The sequence below is a fragment of the Pseudomonas caspiana genome (assembly GCF_002158995.1).
Classification (GTDB): Bacteria; Pseudomonadota; Gammaproteobacteria; order Pseudomonadales; family Pseudomonadaceae; genus Aquipseudomonas; species Aquipseudomonas caspiana.
This window is the reverse complement of record NZ_LOHF01000017.1, coordinates 18996-40881: the sequence shown is the minus strand read 5'-3', so window position 1 is coordinate 40881 and position 21886 is coordinate 18996. Positions and strand designations below refer to the sequence as shown.

Genomic DNA, 21886 nt, shown 5'->3' with positions numbered 1-21886 from the left:
TTAATCAGTAATTGTTAATGTTTTGGGCAGGGGAGTGGCAACGGTGAGTAACGTTCAAGGGGATAAACCGCTAGTAATCGGATGGTGTGTCACGTCCCTTTCACTTGATGTGGCCAGTATTCGATACCGCGCGATTCTTCCCGCTGTAGCGCTTGAGGCGGCAGGCCACAAATGCGAGGTTTTCCACAGAAGCAACCCTCCACCGCTTGAGTCGCTAGATATCCTGATCGTCGTCAAGGATTTTTCCGTTGAATGTTACGGGCTCATGCAACGTGCCAGCCGTTTGAATATCCCGGTGATATTTGATCTATGTGACAATATATTTGTTCCCGGTTATGGAAAGTACTCGGCAAATGTCCCCCGTGACATGTTCAAGGCAATCGCCAAATTGGCTAGCGGCTTCGTCGTCACGACAACTCCTCTGGCAGCAGCCATCGAAAGTTACACTGGAGGCGTGCCAGTACACATCATTCCAGACGGTGTATTAAGTCCTGAAACCAATACTTCACTGGACCGATGCTTGCAGGTCGCGCTAGATGCAGCTAAAGAGCGTACGCCCCTACCCTCGCATCCGTTAGTTATTAAATTCAGAAAGCTGGCGAAGCTTTGCGGAGCCGTATCAATTTCCGGTGTTCTGAAGAAAATTGCACGGCGCTGGCGCTCGCTGCTCAGACCAGGATTCTACGTACGACAAACACGTAGAGTCGCCGGTTATCTGGTACTAAAGGCCCGCATGATACTGCAGCGCCGCATGGCCAAACGCGACGGCAACGGACTAAAGCAATCAAATCAGACGCCGCACATTGTCGCGCAGCCGTCGCCTACCGCCAAACAACTGCTGTGGTTCGGAAATCATGGCGCTGATTACGCAAACTTTGGAATTCGTGATGTTGTCCTGATCAAAAGTGCACTTGAGTCAATCGCCAAGGACTACGATGTAGAGTTGGTGATAGTTAGTAACGATCGGGTTAAATACGAAACCTATATACTTCCCCTGAACATACCTTCTCGCTATGTTCCTTGGTCGAAATCATCGATTGAGCTAGAGATGCAGCGAGCGCACGTGGTGTTGCTACCCAACTCACTGGATCCGTTCAGCATCTGCAAGTCTGCCAACCGTGCCGTTCAGGCACTTATTCATGGTCTGCCAGTAGTCGCTACCAATACGCCTGCGCTTGCTCCACTGCATGGCGCGATCGTAGTTGATGATTTTTTTGGCGGGCTCAAGCGTTATCTTTCATCCGCCAGCGAAGTATTGAGGGACGTAAAGCACGGCCAGGAACTAGCTGCTATGCATTTCAGTCCGGACAGAATTGCTCAATTATGGCTTGGTACCATCACGCAAACGACCGGGCGAGTGATTGCGGAGGAGCAAGTCCCGAAGGTCATTTTTGTACTTCATCTAATTCAGGATCTGGACATCCTGATGCCAGTTATCATGACGGCCCAGAAACGAACATTACCTTTTGAGGTTTGGTGCAGTGCCACCCTACTTAATAAGTCAAGTTTAACACTCCGCAGGCTCCACGGGATTAACGTTTTCCCGGTCGCAATCGTAGAAAATCAATCGGCTATTTTTCCTGCTATACACCGGGGGACGAAAGCGCTGCTCTCCGCAACTGAAACCAATCTGGCTCCCCACGCCTTTACACGCGCCATTACTGATCGTGCAAACAAGGCAGGGTTGAAGACTGCAACATTACAACACGGTTTCGAAAACGTAGGGTTAACCTACAATGATGAAATTCATAGTATTCAAAAAGTTAATTTCGCGTCCTCCAAAATATACATTTGGGGACCGCTTGAAACCCTGCACCCCGATGTAAACCTCTCAACCAGAGAGAAATGTGTCCCCATAGGATGTCCAAAACTGGTAAGTCAGGAAAACGTCGAACTAGATCAGTTCATCGCATCAGACAAAACCGTTGTCGGCGTTTTCGAGAACCTCCACTGGCACCGTTACAGCGACGAATATCGAAATTTCTTTCTTGATGGCGTGCAGAATTTAGCAGCGCGTTTTCCTGACTATATATTTTTAATTAAACCTCATAACGCGGGTTTATGGTTGACTCGGCGATACAAGGGTGATCGTCCAGCCGCGCCGAATATCGTGATCGTCGATCCTGAAAACAGAGAATGGCAGAACTACACAGCAGATCAGTTAATGGGAAGAATGGCAGCAGTCATTACCTCACCTTCTACAGTGGCTCTAGATGCCGCCCGTCGTGGGCTGCCTGTAGCTCTAGTCGCCCACGACTTGGCACTGAGTGCTTACACACCGCTACCTCAGATACGCAAGACTCAGGACTGGGCGGATTTCGTCCTTGGCCTCCAAAACAAAATCTACCCCGACCCTGAATCTTTAGATTTTGTAAGGCGCGCTATAATCGCGGGGCCAACGGCGTCTAAAATACTCGATGACTTGATTGCTTAGCTTTAATATGGAATTTGAAATGACTGAGAATGTTCTGGTGACAGGTGGTGCAGGTTTTATTGGTTCACGCCTGGTGGCCGCGCTTCTGAAGAAAAACCCTTCGTGCAAAATTTGGGTTTTTGACAACCTGCACCCGCAGGTACACGGTGATAAGCCAGTTGCGCCCAATTTTGGGGCCAATGTGACCTTCGTTCAAGGCGACGTTACCAATGCTGCCGCGCTGACAGAAACTGTTAAAGATTGCAATCCTAATATCGTTTACCACTTGGCAGCCGAAACCGGGACGGGGCAATCGTATGACGAGCCAACACGTTATTGCGCTGTTAACGTAATTGGTACCACCAACCTGATTGAAGCACTGCGCACTCAATCAGCGGTTAAAAAAGTTGTGTTGGCTGCATCACGAGCCGTTTATGGTGAAGGTGGATACAGGGATGCGAATGGCACCGAATTTGTAGGCCTCCCGCGTGAGCCGGAAACCATGAAAACAGGTGATTTTTCGGTTCCCGTTCCTTCTAATGCCGTGCTGCCTGTCGAGCCCATTCCGAGCCACGCAGGTCTGCCCCCTGCTCCCGCATCCATCTATGCCTCGACGAAGCTCATGCAGGAGTATCTGCTGTGTCAGGCCGGAGAAGGGGCAGATTGGGATGCCGTGATTCTAAGGTTCCAAAATGTGTACGGGCCAGGCCAGTCACTAAGAAATCCTTACACGGGTGTCCTGTCCATTTTCGCGCGCCAAATATTGTCCGGCGTCAAGCTGGCTATATATGAAGATGGCAATATTGCTCGAGACTTTGCCTATGTCGATGACATCGTGAGCGCACTTGTTCTAGCTGGAGGCTCCGCCGTGAAACACGGTACGATCCTCGATATCGGAAGCGGTGAGCCAGTATCGATTCTTGAGATGTCGAAAATGCTGATGCGTGCCTTAAGTAAACCCGACGACGGGTTTGAGGTAACAGGTGCGTTCCGGATCGGAGATATCCGCTACGCATGCGCCAACATTTCTGCTGCCAGCGAAGTGATGAATTGGCACCCGCAGATCAGCGTCCAGGAAGGCGTCACTCGGTTGGCTGAATGGGCAAAAATCGAATATAGCAACGTACAGAATTAAAGGAGCATCACGTGTCCAGTGACGAAGTCATCAGGGTTTATGTTGGCGTGGATCGGTCACAGCTGCTAGCCGTGCCGGTTCTCGAGTACTCGATCAAACGGCATACGACGGCGAAAGTCGAAGTGATCCCTATGCTCGATTTGCCAGTACCCGTGCCGACCGATCCCAGGAACGGTCAGCGGACAGGCTTCTCCTTTAGCCGATTTTGCATACCGAAGCTCAGTGGTTACAAGGGAAAGGCGATCTATATGGACGCCGATATGCTCGTGCTCCGCGATATCAGGGAGCTGTGGGACATCCCGTTTGATGGTGCAAAGATCATCATTCAGCAGGAAGTCAAACACACTGATGACACCACTCAAAAAGTGGGAGCTCCCAAAGAACGTAAGAAACAGTGTGCTGTAATGCTGCTTGATTGCGAACGACTGGACTGGGATGTGGAAGAGATCGTCCGAGGCATGGATGAAGGTCGCTATGACTACGATCAATTGATGTCCCAGCTAGTGATACTTGACGAAGAGCATGTCAAGTATGGTGTGCCGTTTGAATGGAACAGCCTTGAGCACTGGGACGAAGAGACAAGATTGATCCATTACACCGACGTATACACTCAACCATGGTCTGCTTGCGGCAATAAATTCGCATGGGTCTGGTTTAAAGAGGTTCGTCGAATGCTCGCTGACAAAACCTTGACCGAAGCGGCAATCGAAGCTGAAATCAAACTCGGGTATTTCAGACCGTCGCTGATCAATGACATCAAATACCGCCACTTTATACCTTCATTCCTGCATAAAGTGTGGGACAAGAAGAATGCTGCGTTCGATAGACTGTCGGGCTATGTACCACATAAAGCAGTTTATGAAGCTAAACGTGAAAGACAACGGGTAATTAAAGAGTACGAAGCGCAGCTAAAGGCCGCCGAAGCCAATGGCCATAGCGAGGCCGCTCGCTGATGCTCGCTTTTCTGAAGTCTTTGTTCGGTAAATCCTCCCAACCGGACCCGACCGGGTTCGACATCTACAAGGCAGGAAATCAGGGCGTCCCGAACGTGCTGATATTTACTGAGCACGTTAACGCTACCTACTACATAAGCTTTGATATTCCTCTGAATGAGGTGCATAAGCGAGGCGAAGTCAATTTCGCCGTCGCTTCGCAAAATCTGGTCAAGAAAAGTAAAGATAAAATCTGGGTCTCTTGGAATGCATCGTTTCGCCCTGACGTCGTGATCATGACGCGGTACGGACTCCCCTTTGGTCAAGAGATTCTGGATTACTTCAAGCAGCAAGGCGTGCCAGTCATTTACCACATTGACGATAACTTACTCGAAATCCCGCACTCCCTTGGGGCGGAGATTCAAAAAGTTCAGGGCGCAACCCAGGTTATTGAGCAGCGTAGATACCTTCTTGGGAGCTGCGATCTGATCTATGCATCAACACCTTACCTTGCTGAACATCTCCAGAAACTCTATCCGGAGCAAAAGGTATTCTTCGGCATGTATGCGCCATACATGGCGGCCCAGGTTGGCGAGATTCCAAAACGTCACCGCACCAGCCAAGTATTTGGTTACATGGGATCTAAAGGGCATCAGGAAGATCTTGAGCTTGTAAGTCCTTCCATTGCCCGGCTCCTGGAAGAGCGTGACGATTTGCGCTTCGAGGTTTTCGGCACTATTCAGATGCCTAGTGAACTACTACGTTTCGGTGATCGAGTAAAAAGCCACAAGGTAAACCAGGCCTATAGCGGGTTTCTTACTACTTTGGCTACTCTGAATTGGGATATCGGCTTGGCTCCTTTAGTCGACGAGCCATTCAACCTATGCAAAGCTCCAACCAAGTTTGTCGAATACACGGCTGCCGGTATTCCAGTCGTCGCCTCCAATATCGCCGTTTACCGCAATGTCATGCCGCCCAATGGCGGACTGTTGGTAGAGACTGATTGGTACCAGTCAATCAAGCAGATGCTTGATGATGATGAGCTACGAGCTTCTGCACTGCGAAGTGCCAGGGAGTACTGTGCGACTAAATTTTCTGAAGAGACACTGCAGAAACAGGTACTGCAGGTAGTTAATCAGGCAATGGGGCAACGCAAATGACGCTGTCGTGGCGCCAACAGTGGCATTCACAATGCGTAAAAGTTATACATTACAAGAGAATGAGTGCGAATGCTTTTTAACTCGATGGAATATATCGCGCTCTTGGCAGCGACGTTAGCTTGCTATTGGTTATGCCCTTCATTGAAAGGACGGCAGTGGATTGTTTTAATTGCAAGTCTCTACTTTTACTTTAGCTGGAGCAAAGCCTTCGGTTTGATGCTAGTCGGTGTCATCGCCGTAAATTGGATTATTGCTTCCAAGATCGCTTCAACTCGTGATCGCGCGTGGCTCGTGGCGTCGTGCGTATTGAATTTGTCGCTGTTATGTTACTTTAAGTACATGAATTTTTTCTTGGAAAATATTCAAGCAGTGGGTGAACTTTATGACCCTGACTATCAAATTGGCTTACTGAAGATCATCCTTCCGCTGGGGATCTCTTTCTACGTATTTGAGCTTATATCTTATCATGTAGATATATACACGGGAAAATTTGAGCACGTCAAAAGCCCGGTGGTGTTCGCAATATTTGTACTGTTCTTCCCTCATTTAATAGCAGGGCCGATATGTCGTGCTGCTCAGTTTCTACCGCAAATCCAGGTAAAACAGTCTTTTGACTCTGTTCAGATCTATAATGGCCTTTACTATTTCATAGCTGGCCTTGCTTTAAAATGTGGCATCGCAGATGGCTTATCGCCTTATGTGAACGTTATTTTCGAAGCCCCAGAGCATTATTCCGGGCTGGACAACCTAATGGCGGTCATTGGGTTCGGGGTACAAATACTATGTGATTTCTGGGGTTATTCATTAATGGCGCTCGGCGCCGCGCTACTATTCGGTTACGTGTTGCCATATAACTTCAATGCCCCCTACTCTTCTAGCTCTATCAAGGAGTTCTGGCGTCGTTGGCATATCACTTTGAGCAACTGGCTTCGTGACTACTTGTACATCGCAATGGGGGGATCCCGGACTACGGCCGAATGGAAAACCCATCGCAATTTATTCTTTACAATGCTTTTGGGCGGCCTTTGGCACGGCGCCAGTTGGAACTTCATTATATGGGGTGCCATTCATGGTGCGGCGCTTGTGGGCCAGCGCCTTCATGAAAAAATACACCCTGCCGCGCTCGCCCGCAGAGTTTTTATGATCCCTGGCTTGTCTTGGCTTTTAACCATGATGGTGGTATTTATCGCCTGGATATTTTTCCGCGCGACAGATACGCACACCGCCTTCAAGATTATTGCAAATATTGGAAATTTCTCAGCCGCATGGACACAAACCAAGATTGACTCAGTCTTTTATGAGCTGCTCTTGATCTATATTCCGCTGCAATGGCTTATTCATAGAACAACTTATCAAACTGATATAACCACCTTTAAAGCATTGAGTTGCGCGCTTACCTTCTCCGCGCTGGCGGTGTTCTCCTATATTTACTATGTAGACGGAAATGACTTCATATATTTTCAATTCTAAGGGCAAGCGGCGCACACGCGCAGGTCTGGCAAAGCTCTACCTGCTAACCTTACTAATGATTGTAATTTTGTTTTTGCTTGCAGAAACAGCAACTCGATTTCACTACCATGGTATTGAAAACCCTAAGCAATCAGTGCCAGATTTAATGGCTCGTCTGCCAGAGATGATCATTTCTGGTCGGGAAATAGGTAACCAGACTATTGGCCACAACGTGGCGCTCTTTAATCTCAATACCGAACCTGAAAAAATCGTGACCGGCTATGTGGGTACCTCTAGATCAAAGATTCTACAACCAAGTCATCTAGGACTGAATGGTACTGTCATCGGTGCAGGAAATTCTTACAGTGAAATATCCTACGGCTTGATCTTACAAGCGGAAATTCTACGGTTACGCTTCCCCAACCTTAATACCCTATACGTGGAATCTTCGTTGCTGTTGAGAAGACCCAGCCAGCTCATTATTGAACCCGATCATCTGAAATATATGCCATTGTTGCAGTCGCTGAGAGGGCTTTGTGCTGACTCAGAGGTGCGAGGCTGCGCAGAAATATTTGCCTCCACGGACAAACTGTTAGATCGCCATTCATTTAGCTGGAAGCCTGCTTTAAATCAGTACAGAGGACAATTGAGGCTCTCGACGTTGTTCACTCAGCGACAGGGAGAAATTCGCACAGCGGACGATCCCATGCTGAGAGGTTTGAACACTTTAGGCGAACGAAAAGATGATTTGCCCATACTAACTGCACGGGAAAAGCAAATTCCCGAGGTGAAGATTGACAACATCAAAGTTCAGCGTTTGAGGGACATCCCGAGCAGCGAGCCATGGGACGGAATGTTCGAGATGTTTGCCCGTTGGGGACAATTACATAATATAAATATTGTTTACTTTCAGCCACCAGTCCGCGCAGATCTGTACAGCTTTCAAAAACAGTTTGGCCTTAATAAGCATGTGGCTGACCTCAAACGCCTGTCGGCTAAGTATCAGGTACCGTTTATTGACTTGGATAAACCAGAGGTTGGATTGATTCAGGACTGGACGCTGTTTAGCGATGAAGATCATATGGGAACTTGTCGAGGCAGCGCGCTTTTAATGCTGGCTCTCGAGCAAGGCCATGAAGACTTCCGAAATGAACATATCCTGGAGCCATTAATTCAGCGTGCCAAGCTTGATCAAAAACTTGATGCCTCAGCCACTTGTAATGGACATTAGTCTTCAGGAGAACCAGCATGACAGCACCAATATCCATTCACGCTGATGATACTGACGCGGTACGGATTTTCGTTGCAGCTACCCCCGCCGAGTGGCTGCCAATGAAAGTTCTTGAGTTCTCAATTCGCGAACGCACGGCGCTGCCCGTGCAACTATCTGCTATTTACACCCATGCGCGCGCTATTCCCGTACCTAAAGACGCTGCTAATAGGGCTCGCACACCGTTTTCCTTCCAGCGCTTTCTAATCCCCGAGCTGTGCGGCTATAAGGGCAGAGCAATTTACATGGATGCCGACATGCAGGTGTTTCATGACATCGCCGCTGTCTGGAACAGTCCATTTAATGGCAGTGACTTGCAGACAGTGAGCAATGGCACGGAGCAACGGCGTCCCCAGTTCAGTGTTGTATTAATGGACTGCGCCCGATTGCAATGGAATATAGAGGATATAGTTAATAAGCTGGATAACGGCACATTGAGTTACACGAGGCTGATGTTCGATATGGAGATAGCGGAATCAGTAGCCTACTCCCTTCCGCAAGCCTGGAATTCATTAGAATATTATGAAGAAAACATTACTTGCTTACTTCACTATACAGACATGAACACTCAACCATGGGTTTCTATGAACAACGCAAACGGCAACCTATGGGTAGATTGTCTACTGCGGGCACTGTCATGTGGTTTCATATCACAACAGGAGCTGAGTAGGGAAATTGAGCAAGGCCATGTTCGACCTTCCTTGGCAAGTCAGCTCTCAAGTGGTTCGATCGCGACATGGAAACCATCTATCAAAGACATTTTATCGGATATAAAATTCATACCGCCCTTTTATACGATTATGGCGCCACGTGCTGGAAAGTTGAAAATTCTCCTGTCAAAAATGCTTCGTGCACAGCAAATACTAAAACTGGCATACCTCAAAGGTTAACCAAACCACATACCATCGCGTGCCTGCTCCACGACTACGTATTATGAATCGAATAACAGAAGCTTGAAATTTAGTTGTCTGTATTCGTAAAGCCCGCCGCAAGCGGGCTTTTTCGTTGAGGAACGTACGAGCAATCAAAAGTCATATTTAGAAGAACGCTTATTATTCCTCTACTTTTTTTCCATAATCATACGCAGCCTCCCCATTGATGGTTTCTCAATCAAAACATAGGAGATATATGAAAAAAGAATACAAATCAAGCACACTATCACCCCACTAACCAGACCATACTGCGACCATCCAGGGATGTGCCGATTGAAGAATGGATAATAGTACTCAACGACATAAATTATTTGGTAATGCCATATATAAATGCTGTAAGAGATCACGCCGAGAAATACAAGTGGCGACAAGAACCATGACACCGCTTGGCTACATTCTTTATTTTTTGTAAGTGTAATACAGGTCAATGCAAAGGCAATGGCTATGATGCGACCACTGTAAGCATGTAAGGTGCTACCGACACATGCATAAACTGCCACTGAAATTGCAGCTAAACATACTATCACCCTTGCCTTGTTACTTGCCTCGGCGATAAATACCCCAAGCGCAAAAGCATAGAAAATCTGAGAGAATTTAAAATAACTTAACCAGCCGCTGGCTAAGAACACCCAGTAAATTATAAATGATCCAGCCAAAATTACATATTTGTCGCGTATACCCGCAAGCAATATAACAGGGACTAAAATATAAAACATCACTTCATGGGTGAGCGTCCACAAAACAGGATTAATATCTCTCGCTACAGACGGATAAAGGTCTTGCGAAAAAATTAGATGCCTAAAGATGCTCCAAGCATCATAACTAGGCGTCCAACGACTGCCAATGTAACTCAGCAAAGTAGTTACAACGAGTATATTTATAAAATACAATGGCACTAGACGGGTGAAACGATGAATGGCGTAAAGCTTTAAGCCACCCGGCGTTCCAATAAGGCGTGTGCCCGACTGCCAAATCAAATACCCACTTAGGCAGAAGAAAACGTAGACTCCAAAATCGCCCATTAGCCCCTTATGAGCAGAGAACCAGGCATTAGTAGCAAGACCCGATGTATCTGAATGATCAAAGAACACCGCGGCTGCAGCAATTCCCCGCAGGGCATCAATCGTTTTTGAATGAAGGTTGTATCTCATGCGACGGAAACCACAGTTTTGTAGAAAGGCGGATATGATGGCATTTGCAAACCCATTAGTCTAAGCCCATCGTGGATCTTTTTTGCGCCAGGATGGAAGTACGTACGACTGGTCTTAGGCATTCCTGACCGCTAGGCAGTCAATTGGCCGTCGATAAACCCGGATAGAGATAGATTTTTGACCTTGGGGGGCAGAACGTCATGGCAAGGATGCCCAATCAGGAAATCGAGGGCATAGCATGCCGTTACTAGCTAAGTACCTAAGAGCGATAACGTTTGGCAGCCCCACATTCTCTGGCCATCCCGAAGTTCGTTGCTAATGGGGGTAGCCACTTTAATTACGTTAAGACTTTTGAAAAAGCCGTCCAATATTAAGCTAGTACTACTGCCCCACGGACAGATCCCAAATATGCAGCGTGCCAATCTCACCAGAAAACACCTCACTAAAAACAGACAATAAGCCACCAGCACATGAGATAGAGCAAATAGTTTGTTTTACCTATTATCACGGCAAGTCTGGAAAAAAACGCAGTTGCGAGAATGTAGTCCACCATTAATGTCGTTGCCGCATGCAGGGTATTTACTAACTCGGCAAACTCGGGAAACAGAGCGCTTTCGCTACTAAAGGTTAGATTAAAACTAGCCTAAGAAAAGGTGACCATCGATCTTAGCTTCCTCCTATTCCGATCACTGCTGCTGTCCAGCAAATCAAACAGAAAAAAAACTTGTCGCGACTCTTACGGCGATACTTTCCAGCACTAAAGGAGAGCTCTATTAGCTGCCACCGCCCCGGTGGAGATCGACCCGTGATGAGCGGATGACACTCTGGTTCGACCAATTCGACAATCGTCTGAACTTGGGAGAACCACCAGCCGCTCCGGATCATTCTGTACCGGGCAACAAACGACCTGATACCAGCGTTCGCACCAAACTGGTTGCAATCATGCTGGCGGTAGCGCATTGACGGCTGAGGATCAATAAACCATTTAAAATTATGGCTACGCGCAAATGCATAGCAATACCAATCGTGCAAGCTTACTTCTTGCAGCTTCTCCCAGTTAGCCAGGATTGAAGTCTTCAAACTCGCTACCAGCCCGCGGCTCATCACATAGGTGCAACCAGGGCCCGCGGCTTCAAACAGATAGTCCCACGTCACCTGAGGTTGCGCTTTGTCTACCAGCTTGACTCTGCCGTCGGGCCAGAAGGCGATAACATTGCTGGAGTAGGCGTCTAAATTACGGCTTAGGATTGCCTGCGTCGCGCGCGAAAGCTTGTCCAGATCCCAGACATCATCCTGATCGGCAAACGCCACGAAGTCATAGTCAATCAGGTCAACATCGCGGATAAGTCGGAAAAAGTTGCGTGAAGCCCCACCCAACCTACCAGCTGGAGGGAGCACTACCACAGCAGAATGCTTTTCAGAAAAATCCAGGCACCAAGCTTCTGTGTCATCTGTAGAAAGATCAACGCTGATGTAAACCGTCAGGTCGACATCTATTTGGGCCAGAATCGAAGCCAGCTGCTCCTCGATCCATTGCATACCGTTGTAGGCTGCCAGTAGAACAGCAATCTTGGGGTGCTTTACCGGCATGACGATTAGGCCAGCAGCTTCTGGAGATACTGGCCATAGCCAGTCTTCTTCAAAGCCTCAGCCTGAACACCGAGCTGCTCTGCGCTTATCCAGCCATTGTGGAAAGCGATCTCTTCAAGGCAAGCTACTTTCAAACCCTGGCGATGTTCAATGGTGTGCACGAAGTGACTGGCTTCCAGTAGAGACTCATGCGTCCCCGTATCCAGCCAGGCGAAACCACGGCCAAGCATTTCCACATTGAGGGTCTGCTGTTCGAGGTAAGCGAGATTGACGTCTGTGATTTCCAGCTCGCCGCGCTCGGAAGGCTTGATGTTCTTGGCTATCTCGACAACCTGGTTGTCGTAGAAGTACAAGCCGGTCACGGCATAGCTGGACTTCGGCTGCTGAGGCTTTTCTTCGATGCTCAGGGCTTTGCCACTGGCATCAAACTCGACTACACCAAAACGCTCCGGATCGGAAACGTGATAACCGAACACGGTAGCGCCATGCACCTGGGCGCTAGCAGAGCGCAGATTGTCAGTGAAGTGCTGACCGTAGAAAATGTTATCGCCCAGAATTAAGCAGCACGGATCGCTACCGATGAACTCTTCACCGATAATGAAAGCCTGCGCCAACCCATCAGGGCTTGGCTGCGCTGCATAGCTCAGGCTAACACCATACAGACTGCCATCTCCCAACAACTTTTGAAAACTCGGTAAATCCTGTGGTGTGGAGATAATCAGTATTTCACGCATGCCCGCGAGCATCAGCACCGAAAGCGGGTAAAAAATCATCGGTTTGTCGTAGATCGGCAGCATTTGCTTTGAGACACCCAAGGTCAAAGGGTGCAGGCGAGTGCCTGAGCCGCCAGCGAGAATGATGCCTTTACGATTTACCTGACTCATTTCTGAAAACTTCCCTAATAGTTCGGAGTTACTACACGCAGCAGATCCAGCAACGTGTTGAGAAAGCTGTCATCGCATCAGACAGGATCTAATACATCGCTCGACAAATTAAGATGCGAAAACTTTATGGTCCATCACAATCAACAGCTCTTATACCCAGAATAGCTATGAGCCTAGTAGCTAAAGGCGCGTAGGATAACCTCCGCCTTGATATGCGACAACAAGGCTCCGTTAGAAGCAAAGACAGCGATAGTGCAAATCGCTGCCTTGCACACCTGTTATTGCGGAACCGACAGCTTGAGAGCTCTCTTTTTCAACGAATACTTCCTTTCCAGCACGTCACCCAGCGTCTTTTTCGCGTTCGCGTCTCCGTGAACGAGGGTTATCTGCTCAGGCCACTCCTCCATTCCAGTCACAAAGCTGACGAGCTCAGACTGATCAGCATGGGCCGAGTAGCCACCGACCGTGGTAGTGCCAGCCTTTATCTTGAACCGCTCTTTGTCCAGTTCTACATAACCCTCTACCGGCCCGTATTTCTGTATCGCGGCGCCGGGCGTCCCTTTGGCCTGATAACCGACGAATACGACATTGTGACGAGGGTCGCCGAGCATGGCTTTCAGGTAGTTGACGATCCGGCCACCCGAGCACATTCCGCTGCCTGCGATAACGATTGCCGGTCGGCCTGTGCTGGACAGGTAGTTCACCACCATCTGGTGCTTGTCATGACTATCAACTGTGATGAGTTGCTTGAACCCCAGAGGGTTGCGGCCCTCATTCAAGCGCTCTTGAGCTGCGGTATTCCAGTAGCCATTGAAATCCTGGTAGACCTTGGTAAACCGGCTGGCCAACGGCGAGTCGAGGATGACAGGCAATTGCGGCCAATCAATGGGCAGGCCATCAGCATCAACGGCGTCAAACGCGGGATCGCGGTCTTCGATCAGTGACTTGCGGCGCAAGATGTCTTCTATCTCAAATAGCAGCTCCTGTGTACGACCGATGCTGAACGCTGGAATCAGGATCGTGCCGTGATCAGCTAACGCCTTGTCGATGATCTTTTCCAGCCGCGTCTGACGGCTATCGCGATCCTCGTGCAGGCGATCACCATAGGTACTTTCAAGAACCAACAGGTCTGCCCGCTCGGGTGACTCAGGACTGATTAGCAGGGGGTTGAGACGAGATCCCAGATCGCCGGAGAACACGATGCGCTTCTGTTGTGACTCAGCGGGGTACTGAACATCGCACTCGACATAAGCGGAGCCGAGTATGTGACCCGCGCGCTGCAGCCTGATCCTCACAACCAGATCGGGGGTATCGATCAGTGCATGCCAGGTGTTGAAGGGCAATGCGATGGTCCGCTTTTGAACAATAGCCAGATACCGCTCAATCTGTTTGCTGTCATGAGCAAACTGATACTTCCAGGCATCCTCAAGAGTGAGCGGCAACATTTTTGCCGAGGGCTCGCTGCAGATTATCGGACCCGTGTAACCCGCAGCCAGCAGGTCAGGGATACGCCCAACGTGATCCACATGGACATGAGTCAGCAACAAGGCCTTTATTGTGTCTATGGGGAAATCAATTTCCGCCTCCCGCCCCGGCTCGACGACCTCCGAAGATTCGACACGCAAACCGCAGTCAACCAGCACACTGTGATGCTCGTCAAAGCTCACTTGATGACACGAACCCGTCACACTCTGGACGCCGCCATGATGGACAACTTTTGGATAACTCATAAATACCCTCTGACTCAAACGCAGCTAATGCTCGAACTCGAACTGCATGCGTTCCGGCATGTAATATCGAATCCCAACCGTTTAAACGGCCGCATTCTGCCGCGCAGAGAGTCCTTTGCAAGGGCGCAGGTGGGTGACGGTTTGGCGTGAAAATATCCTCAGCAGCCTGCAGCGCGAGACCATTACCTAGCAAACGCGGGCTTTAGAGCTTGAGCGACTGCAATCAGTAGATTTTTCCGACGGCACTGGGTAACGACTCCCACAAAACTTGATGGGGAGGACTACGAGCAGTGTCAGCAGGAATAAGCGGAATGAGCAAAGCTTTCAGCTGAGTACTACGTTCACAGGTTCAGCGCTGAAGAGCTTTGTTAATGATGATCAAGAGTAGCTGCACGGTTGCAGATAGCCCTGGATCAGATTGAGCGACGGTCCAGTTTCCGCTTTTTACGCAGTACAACGACCCATCCCAGGAAGGGACCGATCAACATGCCCGCAAGCAGCGCGATAATGACGGGTACTGCGAGAAACAGCTCGGGCGAAGACCACCCCAAAAAGACCAGTGAGACTTTCTGCTGGTTCTCCAGAATAAAGACGATCGTCGACACGATAAGCGCCAGCGCGACCAAGGCCGCAATTACTCGTGTAAACATCCGCATCTGTTACTCCTATCGGGAGGCCAGGAGGCCCTCTTCTTCGTCTTCGTTTACACGATCACGCAGTTCTTTGCCCGGCTTGAAATGCGGTACGAACTTGCCGTCAAGGCTGACCGACTGGCCGGTCTTGGGGTTGCGTCCTACTCGCGGAGCACGGTAATGCAGGGAGAAGCTGCCAAAGCCCCGTATCTCAATGCGATCACCTGTCGCCAGGCACTGGGACATTTGCTCAAGCATGGTCTTGATAGCCAACTCGACATCCTTGGATGAGAGCAGCCCTTGATGGGTGACAATTCGTTCGATCAACTCCGACTTCGTCATATTTTTCCCTTCTTTTTCAAGCAGCTAGATAAGCGCTCCGAAGGTTTTAGCATGACCAGATGAATTTGAACAGCCCGTGTATTGACTTTTCTGAGTCGGTCACTTTAGAGACATATTGACTCCAATGCGCCAGGCCGCGTATTGCAAGCAGTTCAGCACATACGTGCAAAATCTTACTGGAGCCGCCTAGAGGGCAATTCAGGATCAGTAACAGTCAAATCACGGCCACCACACGATAAAAAGATAACGGCAAGCGACGGAGCCTTGGGAGCCTCTGGAACCGACTGCCACTCAACTACAGGAATAGCGCCCACAAAAAAGGGCGACCTAAGTCGCCCTTTTCCTAATGGCCAGTCAGAACTTAGTTCTGCTTTTCCATTTGAGCACGCAACAGGTCACCAAGAGTGGTAGGACCAGTGTTCTCAGCGGTCTCTGGCTTACTACGCAGGCTTTGGATCGCTTCTTTCTCGTCTTCAACGTCTTTCGACTTGATGGACAAGCTGATCACGCGGCTCTTGCGGTCAACGCTGATGATCTTGGCTTCGATCTCTTCGCCTTCTTTCAGAACGTTACGCGCGTCTTCAACGCGGTCACGGCTGATTTCGGAGGCTTTCAGGGAAGCTTCGATGTCGTCGGCCAGAGTGATGATGGCGCCTTTGGCGTCAACTTCTTTAACGATACCGCGAACGATTGCGCCTTTGTCATTGACAGTGACGTACTCGGAGAACGGATCGCTTTCCAGTTGCTTGATACCCAGCGAGATACGCTCACGCTCTGGATCAACAGACAGGATCACTGTGTCGAGCTCGTCGCCCTTCTTGAAGCGACGTACGGCTTCTTCGCCCACTTCGTTCCAGGAGATGTCGGACAGGTGAACCAGGCCGTCGATGCCGCCGTCCAGACCAATGAAGATACCGAAATCGGTGATCGACTTGATGGTGCCGGAGATCTTATCGCCCTTGTTGAACTGGCCAGAGAAATCTTCCCATGGGTTAGATTTGCACTGTTTGATGCCGAGGGAGATACGACGACGCTCTTCGTCGATGTCCAGAACCATAACTTCCACTTCGTCGCCGACTTGTACGACTTTCGAAGGGTGGATGTTTTTGTTGGTCCAGTCCATTTCGGAAACGTGTACCAGGCCTTCCACGCCTTCTTCCAGCTCTGCGAAGCAGCCGTAGTCGGTCAGGTTGGTAACACGCGCAGTTACGCGAGTGCTTTCCGGGTAACGAGCTTTGATAGCAACCCATGGGTCTTCGCCCAGTTGCTTCAGACCCAGGGAAACACGATTGCGCTCGCGATCGTACTTCAGCACTTTTACATCGATCTCATCGCCAACATTGACGATTTCCGATGGATGCTTGATGCGCTTCCAGGCCATGTCGGTGATGTGCAGCAGGCCATCGACGCCACCCAGATCGACGAATGCGCCGTAATCGGTGAGGTTCTTGACGATACCTTTGACTTGTTGACCTTCCTGCAGGGACTCGAGCAGAGCTTCGCGCTCGGCACTGTTCTCGGCTTCCAGCACGCTGCGACGCGAAACAACAACGTTGTTGCGCTTCTGGTCCAGCTTGATGACCTTGAACTCGAGCTCTTTGCCTTCCAGGTGAGTCGTGTCGCGCACTGGGCGGACGTCGACCAAAGAACCAGGCAGGAACGCACGGATGCCGTTAACGTCGACAGTGAAGCCGCCTTTAACCTTACCGTTGATAACGCCCTTGACCACTTCTTCAGCTGCGAAAGCCGCTTCCAGAACAATCCAGCACTCGGCACGCTTGGCTTTCTCGCGGGACAGCTTGGTTTCGCCAAAGCCGTCTTCTACCGCGTCCAGAGCAACGTGAACTTCGTCGCCGATCTTGATAGTCAGATCGCCAGCGTCGTTGTGGAACTGTTCCAGCGGGATCAGGCCTTCAGATTTCAGACCGGCGTGAACCGTCACCCAGCCTGCCTGGTAATCGATATCAACGATGATAGCGGTGATGATCGAACCGGCCTGAAGGTTGAGGGTCTTTAGGCTTTCTTCAAAAAGTTCTGCAAAGCTTTCGCTCATTTTAATTCCTGTTGATCAAGGGCGAAGGATACGCCCATCTGCCACGTTCCAGACAACGTGGGTTACGTTCAAGTAAAAGAAAGCCTGCGGGACTATTTCTGGTCTCCCACATGCTTCTTTGTCACCCGGCAATATCGCGAAGCGCGATTTCACTCAGAATGCGTTCCAGCACCTGCTCGATGGACAATTCGGTGGAATCCAGCTGAATAGCGTCGTGCGCTGGCTTGAGCGGGGCTACCGCTCGCTGGGTGTCACGCTCGTCGCGTGCACTTATCTCATCTAGCAGACTCGACAGACTAACATCATCGCCCTTGGCCTTCAACTGCAAGTAACGTCGACGGGCACGTTCCTCGGCGCTGGCGGTCAGAAAAATCTTCAGCGGCGCGTCCGGAAACACGACGGTTCCCATGTCGCGACCGTCTGCGACGAGGCCTGGCTCTTCCTGAAAAGCACGTTGGCGTTGCAGCAATGCGTCACGCACCGCAGGCAATGAAGCCACTTGCGAAGCGCCGCTGCCGATCTGCTCATTACGAATCGAGTGAGTAACGTCCTCACCCTCCAGAATAATCCGCTGCTCCTGCCCTTCAATGCCAGTTTCGAACTGCACATCCAGATGCGCAGCCAGCAATTTCAGGGCCTCCTCATTGGTCAGGTCCACGCCATGATTGCGGGCGGCGAACGCCAGCAGGCGATACAGCGCGCCTGAATCGAGCAGACACCAGCCGAGGCGTTTAGCCAACAGCCCTGCAACTGTGCCCTTCCCGGAACCGCTAGGTCCGTCAATGGTAATAACCGGTGCTTGAATTTTCACAACTGCCCCTCTTGCGCTACACGCATGCCGACTTGAGCGCTAAGCGCGAGAAAATTTGGGAACGACGTAGCGACGTTCGCACAATCATGGATCTGAATCGGCGCTTGCGCACGCAACGCCGCAACACTGAAAGCCATGGCAATACGGTGATCGCCCTGGGCATCAACCACACCACCAGCTATCTGACCGCCGTCAATGATAATGCCGTCCGGCGTAGGCTCGACACTGACGCCCAGCTTTAACAGACCGTCGGCCATGGCTTGAATACGATCCGACTCCTTGACGCGCAACTCCTGCGCGCCCCGCAACACCGTGCGACCTTGAGCACAAGCAGCGGCCACGAAGATCGCCGGAAACTCATCAATCGCCAGCGGTACCAGCTCCTGCGGGATTTCGATTCCGTTGAGTGAGGCCGAGCGCACACGCAAGTCGGCAACAGGTTCACCACCCGCCTCACGCTGATTTTCCAACGTGATGTCGGCCCCCATCAGACGCAGGATATCGATGACACCCGTGCGCGTCGGGTTAATGCCGACATGTTCAAGCAACAGGTTGGAACCCTCGGCAATGGACGCGGCCACCATAAAGAATGCTGCTGACGAAATGTCCGCGGGCACTTCGATACGCGCAGCCCTCAATCCAGACCCAGACTCCAGCGAAACCTTTGCACCATCAACCTTCACCGAGTGACCGAAGCCTCGCAGCATACGCTCCGTGTGGTCTCGCGTAGGTGCCGGCTCGATCACCGTCGTGGTGCCTTGGGCATAAAGACCGGCCAACAACAGCGACGATTTAACCTGTGCGCTGGCCACTGGCATTTCATAGGTCAAGCCATTGAGCGTCTGCCCGCCTTTGATCTTCAAAGGCGGGCGCGCCTCGGCAGCGGTTTCAATCACTGCGCCCATTGCCCGCAACGGCTCAGCCACTCGGCCCATTGGACGTCGCGACAGCGAAGCATCGCCGGTCAGGGTACTGTCGAAACTCTGCGCAGCCAGCAAGCCTGCCAGCAGGCGCATTGACGTACCCGAGTTACCCAGATAAATCGGCCCAGGCGCAGACTTGAGACCATGCAGCCCAACACCGTGAATAGTCAGACGACCGTGATGCGGCCCTTCAATCACCACCCCCATATCGCGGAACGCTTGCAGCGTCGCCAGTGCATCCTCGCCTTCGAGGAAGCCCTCAACTTCAGTAGTGCCCTCGGCCAACGAGCCCAGCATGATCGAGCGATGGGAGATGGACTTGTCCCCCGGGACACGGACCTGACCTGAAACCCGACCACCAGGACTGGCGATAAAGACCAGATCCTCGGCCGCCACTGGCTCTACGTAAGCACGCTGGGCAAGGATCTTGCCGAAATGCTCACGGGCAACCCGGGCGCGAGTAAATACACCCAGCAACTGATGACCATCACCCGCCACCATCGCGTCACGCAGCGCGTCCAAATCCGTTCGAAAGGTATCCAGAGTGCGCAACACAGCCTCGCGATTGGCCAGAAAGATGTCGTGCCACATCACCGGATCGCTGCCGGCAATGCGCGTGAAATCGCGAAAGCCACCGGCTGCATATCTGAAAATGTCGAGATTTTCGTTACGTTTGGCCAACGAGTCCACCAGACCAAATGCCAACAGGTGAGGCAAATGACTGGTTGCGGCCAACACCTCATCGTGACGCTCGACCTCCATGTGTTCCACGTCAGCACCCAGTTCGGACCAGAGTCGATCAACCACTCCCAGAGCTTTCGGATCAGTCTCGGGCAATGGCGTGAGTATTACTTTGTGCCGCTTGAACAACTGCGCGTTGGACGCTTCGACTCCACTCTGCTCAGAACCAGCAATCGGGTGTCCTGGCACAAATCGCGACGGCATCCCGCCAAACGCCATACGCGCAGCGTTGACTACGTTGCCCTTGGCACTGCCAACATCCGTCAGCACTGCATCGCCCAGATCGAAAGTCGCCAGCAGCGCCAGCACTTTTTCCATCGCGAGAATAGGCACGGCGAGCTGAATCACATCAGCATCGCGACAGGCCGCCGCCAGATCGACTTCGCAGCGATCCACAACGCCCAGCTCAACAGCTAACTTGCGCGATTGGGGGTCGAGATCAACGCCGACCACCTCACCGCACAAACCACTTTCGCGAATGCCTTTGGCGAAAGACCCGCCAATCAGACCGAGACCCACAACCACCAAGCGCCGCATAATAGGCTGGTTTGGTTTCACTGAGATGACATCAATCACGCGCCAGAACCTTGGCCAACGCTTCAAGGAAACGAGTGTTTTCTTCCAACAAACCGATACTCACACGAAGATGATTGGGCATACCGTAGCCGGCGACCGGGCGAACAATCACACCCTCGCGGAGCAGCCCTTGATAAACCGCAGCACTGTCACGCCCAAGGTCGACGGCAATGAAATTGCCTTTGGATGGAATCCAGCTCAGCCCAAGCAAGCGCAAGCCACCCTCAAGCTGCTCCATGCCGACTTCGTTCAACTGGCGGCTTTGAGTCAGGTATTCAGCGTCATCCAGCGCGGCGCAAGCGGCGGCCAAGGCAAGGCTGTTGACGTTGAAAGGCTGGCGCACGCGGTTCAGCACATCCGCCACTGCAGCGGACGATAAGCCATAACCGACACGCAACGATGCCAAGCCATAGGCCTTGGAGAAGGTGCGCGAAACGAGCAGATTCGGATAAGCAGCCAGATAATCGAGGCCGTCGGGGAGATCGCCGCCCTGGGCGTATTCGATGTAGGCCTCGTCCAGCACCACCAGCACATGCTCTGGGACTGCGGCGAGGAACTGGCTCAGCGCGTCCGGCCCGAACCAGGTTCCGGTCGGGTTGTTCGGGTTGGCGATAAATACCACTCGGGTATCGTCATCAATCGCCGCCAACATTGCGTGCAGATCATGCCCCCAATCCTTGGCGGGCGTGACGCGAGCCGTGGCACCGATCGCCTGAGTAACAATCGGGTAAACCGCGAAAGCGAATTCGCTGAACACTGCATTAAGGCCCGGAGCCAGGTACGCACGGGCGACCAACTCAAGGATATCGTTGGAACCGTTGCCCAGCGTTACTTGATCAATCTGCACACCACAGCGTTCTGCGAGGCGCTTTTTCAGCTCGAAGCCATTGCCATCCGGATAACGCGTCAGCTCGGCCAATTCGTCGCGAATCGCGATCAGCGCCTTCGGGCTTGGGCCTAACGGGTTTTCGTTGCTCGCCAGCTTGGTGATCTTTGCGGGATCAATGCCCAACTCGCGTGCCAGCTCGTTCACAGGCTTACCTGGAACATAAGGCGAAAGTTTTTGCACGCCCGGCTGAGCCAGTGCGAGGAAGTCGCCAGTCATGTGTCGCTAACCTCTTATAAACAAAATGCAATCTACTGAATTGGAACAATTATCTGT

General features: G+C 51.2%; 17 protein-coding genes. 7 read left to right on the top strand and 10 right to left on the bottom strand.

The genetic code is table 11. The annotated features are described in order from the left end of the window. Nucleotides 1–43 precede the first annotated feature (43 nt). The 7 genes from AUC60_RS18680 to AUC60_RS18650 all read left to right on the top strand — a co-directional run bounded on the left by AUC60_RS18680 (nt 44) and on the right by AUC60_RS18650 (nt 9249). The gene (locus AUC60_RS18680) at nt 44–2434 is read left to right on the top strand and encodes a glycosyltransferase (protein WP_087270888.1); all 2391 of its coding nucleotides are present in this window, start codon (nt 44–46) and stop codon (nt 2432–2434) included. A 19-nt stretch (nt 2435–2453) separates the two neighbouring features. Beyond that, nucleotides 2454–3548: an NAD-dependent epimerase/dehydratase family protein gene (locus AUC60_RS18675; RefSeq protein WP_202973076.1), complete on the top strand. Its 1095-nt coding sequence runs from the start codon at nt 2454–2456 to the stop codon at nt 3546–3548. Between the two features lie 11 nt (nt 3549–3559). Next, nucleotides 3560–4501 carry a glycosyltransferase gene (locus tag AUC60_RS18670; protein WP_087270882.1) on the top strand — a complete coding sequence of 314 codons (942 nt, stop codon included), beginning with the start codon at nt 3560–3562 and terminating at the stop codon, nt 4499–4501. After that, on the top strand, nt 4501–5640 hold the full coding sequence (locus AUC60_RS18665; RefSeq protein WP_087270879.1) for a glycosyltransferase: 1140 nt from the start codon (nt 4501–4503) through the stop codon (nt 5638–5640). Before AUC60_RS18670 ends, AUC60_RS18665 begins: the two co-directional genes overlap by 1 nt. 69 nt (nt 5641–5709) lie before the next feature. Continuing rightward, on the top strand, nt 5710–7110 hold the full coding sequence (locus tag AUC60_RS18660; RefSeq protein ID WP_087270876.1) for an MBOAT family O-acyltransferase: 1401 nt from the start codon (nt 5710–5712) through the stop codon (nt 7108–7110). Further along, nucleotides 7085–8320: a hypothetical protein gene (locus AUC60_RS18655; protein ID WP_144443273.1), complete on the top strand. Its 1236-nt coding sequence runs from the start codon at nt 7085–7087 to the stop codon at nt 8318–8320. The genes AUC60_RS18660 and AUC60_RS18655 overlap by 26 nt, the downstream gene beginning before the upstream one ends. A gap of 17 nt (nt 8321–8337) precedes the next feature. Then, complete coding sequence (locus AUC60_RS18650; protein WP_087270869.1) at nt 8338–9249, top strand: glycosyltransferase family protein; 912 nt, start codon at nt 8338–8340, stop codon at nt 9247–9249. Between the two features lie 170 nt (nt 9250–9419). On the opposite strand, the gene AUC60_RS18645 is transcribed toward AUC60_RS18650, so the two are convergent. The 10 genes from AUC60_RS18645 to hisC form a co-directional block, all read right to left on the bottom strand. Further along, a complete protein-coding gene (locus AUC60_RS18645) occupies nt 9420–10442 on the bottom strand; it encodes an acyltransferase family protein (RefSeq protein ID WP_087270866.1) in 1023 nt (340 codons plus the stop codon). A 666-nt stretch (nt 10443–11108) separates the two neighbouring features. Then, a complete protein-coding gene (locus AUC60_RS18640) occupies nt 11109–12032 on the bottom strand; it encodes a glycosyltransferase (RefSeq protein WP_087270861.1) in 924 nt (307 codons plus the stop codon). 5 nt (nt 12033–12037) lie between these two features. After that, on the bottom strand, nt 12038–12916 hold the full coding sequence (gene rfbA, locus AUC60_RS18635; protein ID WP_087270858.1) for a glucose-1-phosphate thymidylyltransferase RfbA: 879 nt from the start codon (nt 12914–12916) through the stop codon (nt 12038–12040). Nucleotides 12917–13194: 278 nt separating this feature from the next. Continuing rightward, nucleotides 13195–14646 carry an MBL fold metallo-hydrolase gene (locus tag AUC60_RS18630; protein WP_087270855.1) on the bottom strand — a complete coding sequence of 484 codons (1452 nt, stop codon included), beginning with the start codon at nt 14644–14646 and terminating at the stop codon, nt 13195–13197. A 413-nt stretch (nt 14647–15059) separates the two neighbouring features. Continuing rightward, nucleotides 15060–15302 carry a lipopolysaccharide assembly protein LapA domain-containing protein gene (locus AUC60_RS18625; protein WP_087270852.1) on the bottom strand — a complete coding sequence of 81 codons (243 nt, stop codon included), beginning with the start codon at nt 15300–15302 and terminating at the stop codon, nt 15060–15062. 9 nt (nt 15303–15311) lie between these two features. Continuing rightward, nucleotides 15312–15620, bottom strand: coding sequence for an integration host factor subunit beta (ihfB, locus tag AUC60_RS18620; RefSeq protein WP_087270849.1), 309 nt, complete (start codon nt 15618–15620; stop codon nt 15312–15314). Nucleotides 15621–15981: 361 nt separating this feature from the next. Continuing rightward, nucleotides 15982–17673 carry a 30S ribosomal protein S1 gene (gene rpsA / locus AUC60_RS18615; protein ID WP_027902857.1) on the bottom strand — a complete coding sequence of 564 codons (1692 nt, stop codon included), beginning with the start codon at nt 17671–17673 and terminating at the stop codon, nt 15982–15984. Between the two features lie 121 nt (nt 17674–17794). Continuing rightward, nucleotides 17795–18484: a (d)CMP kinase gene (gene cmk / locus AUC60_RS18610; RefSeq protein WP_087270846.1), complete on the bottom strand. Its 690-nt coding sequence runs from the start codon at nt 18482–18484 to the stop codon at nt 17795–17797. Next, nucleotides 18481–20688 (bottom strand): bifunctional prephenate dehydrogenase/3-phosphoshikimate 1-carboxyvinyltransferase, encoded by a 2208-nt coding sequence (locus AUC60_RS18605; protein WP_158099140.1) that lies wholly within the window; start codon nt 20686–20688, stop codon nt 18481–18483. The genes cmk and AUC60_RS18605 overlap by 4 nt, the downstream gene beginning before the upstream one ends. Before the next feature lie 28 nt (nt 20689–20716). Next, a complete protein-coding gene (hisC, locus tag AUC60_RS18600) occupies nt 20717–21829 on the bottom strand; it encodes a histidinol-phosphate transaminase (RefSeq protein WP_087270839.1) in 1113 nt (370 codons plus the stop codon). Nucleotides 21830–21886 lie beyond the last annotated feature (57 nt).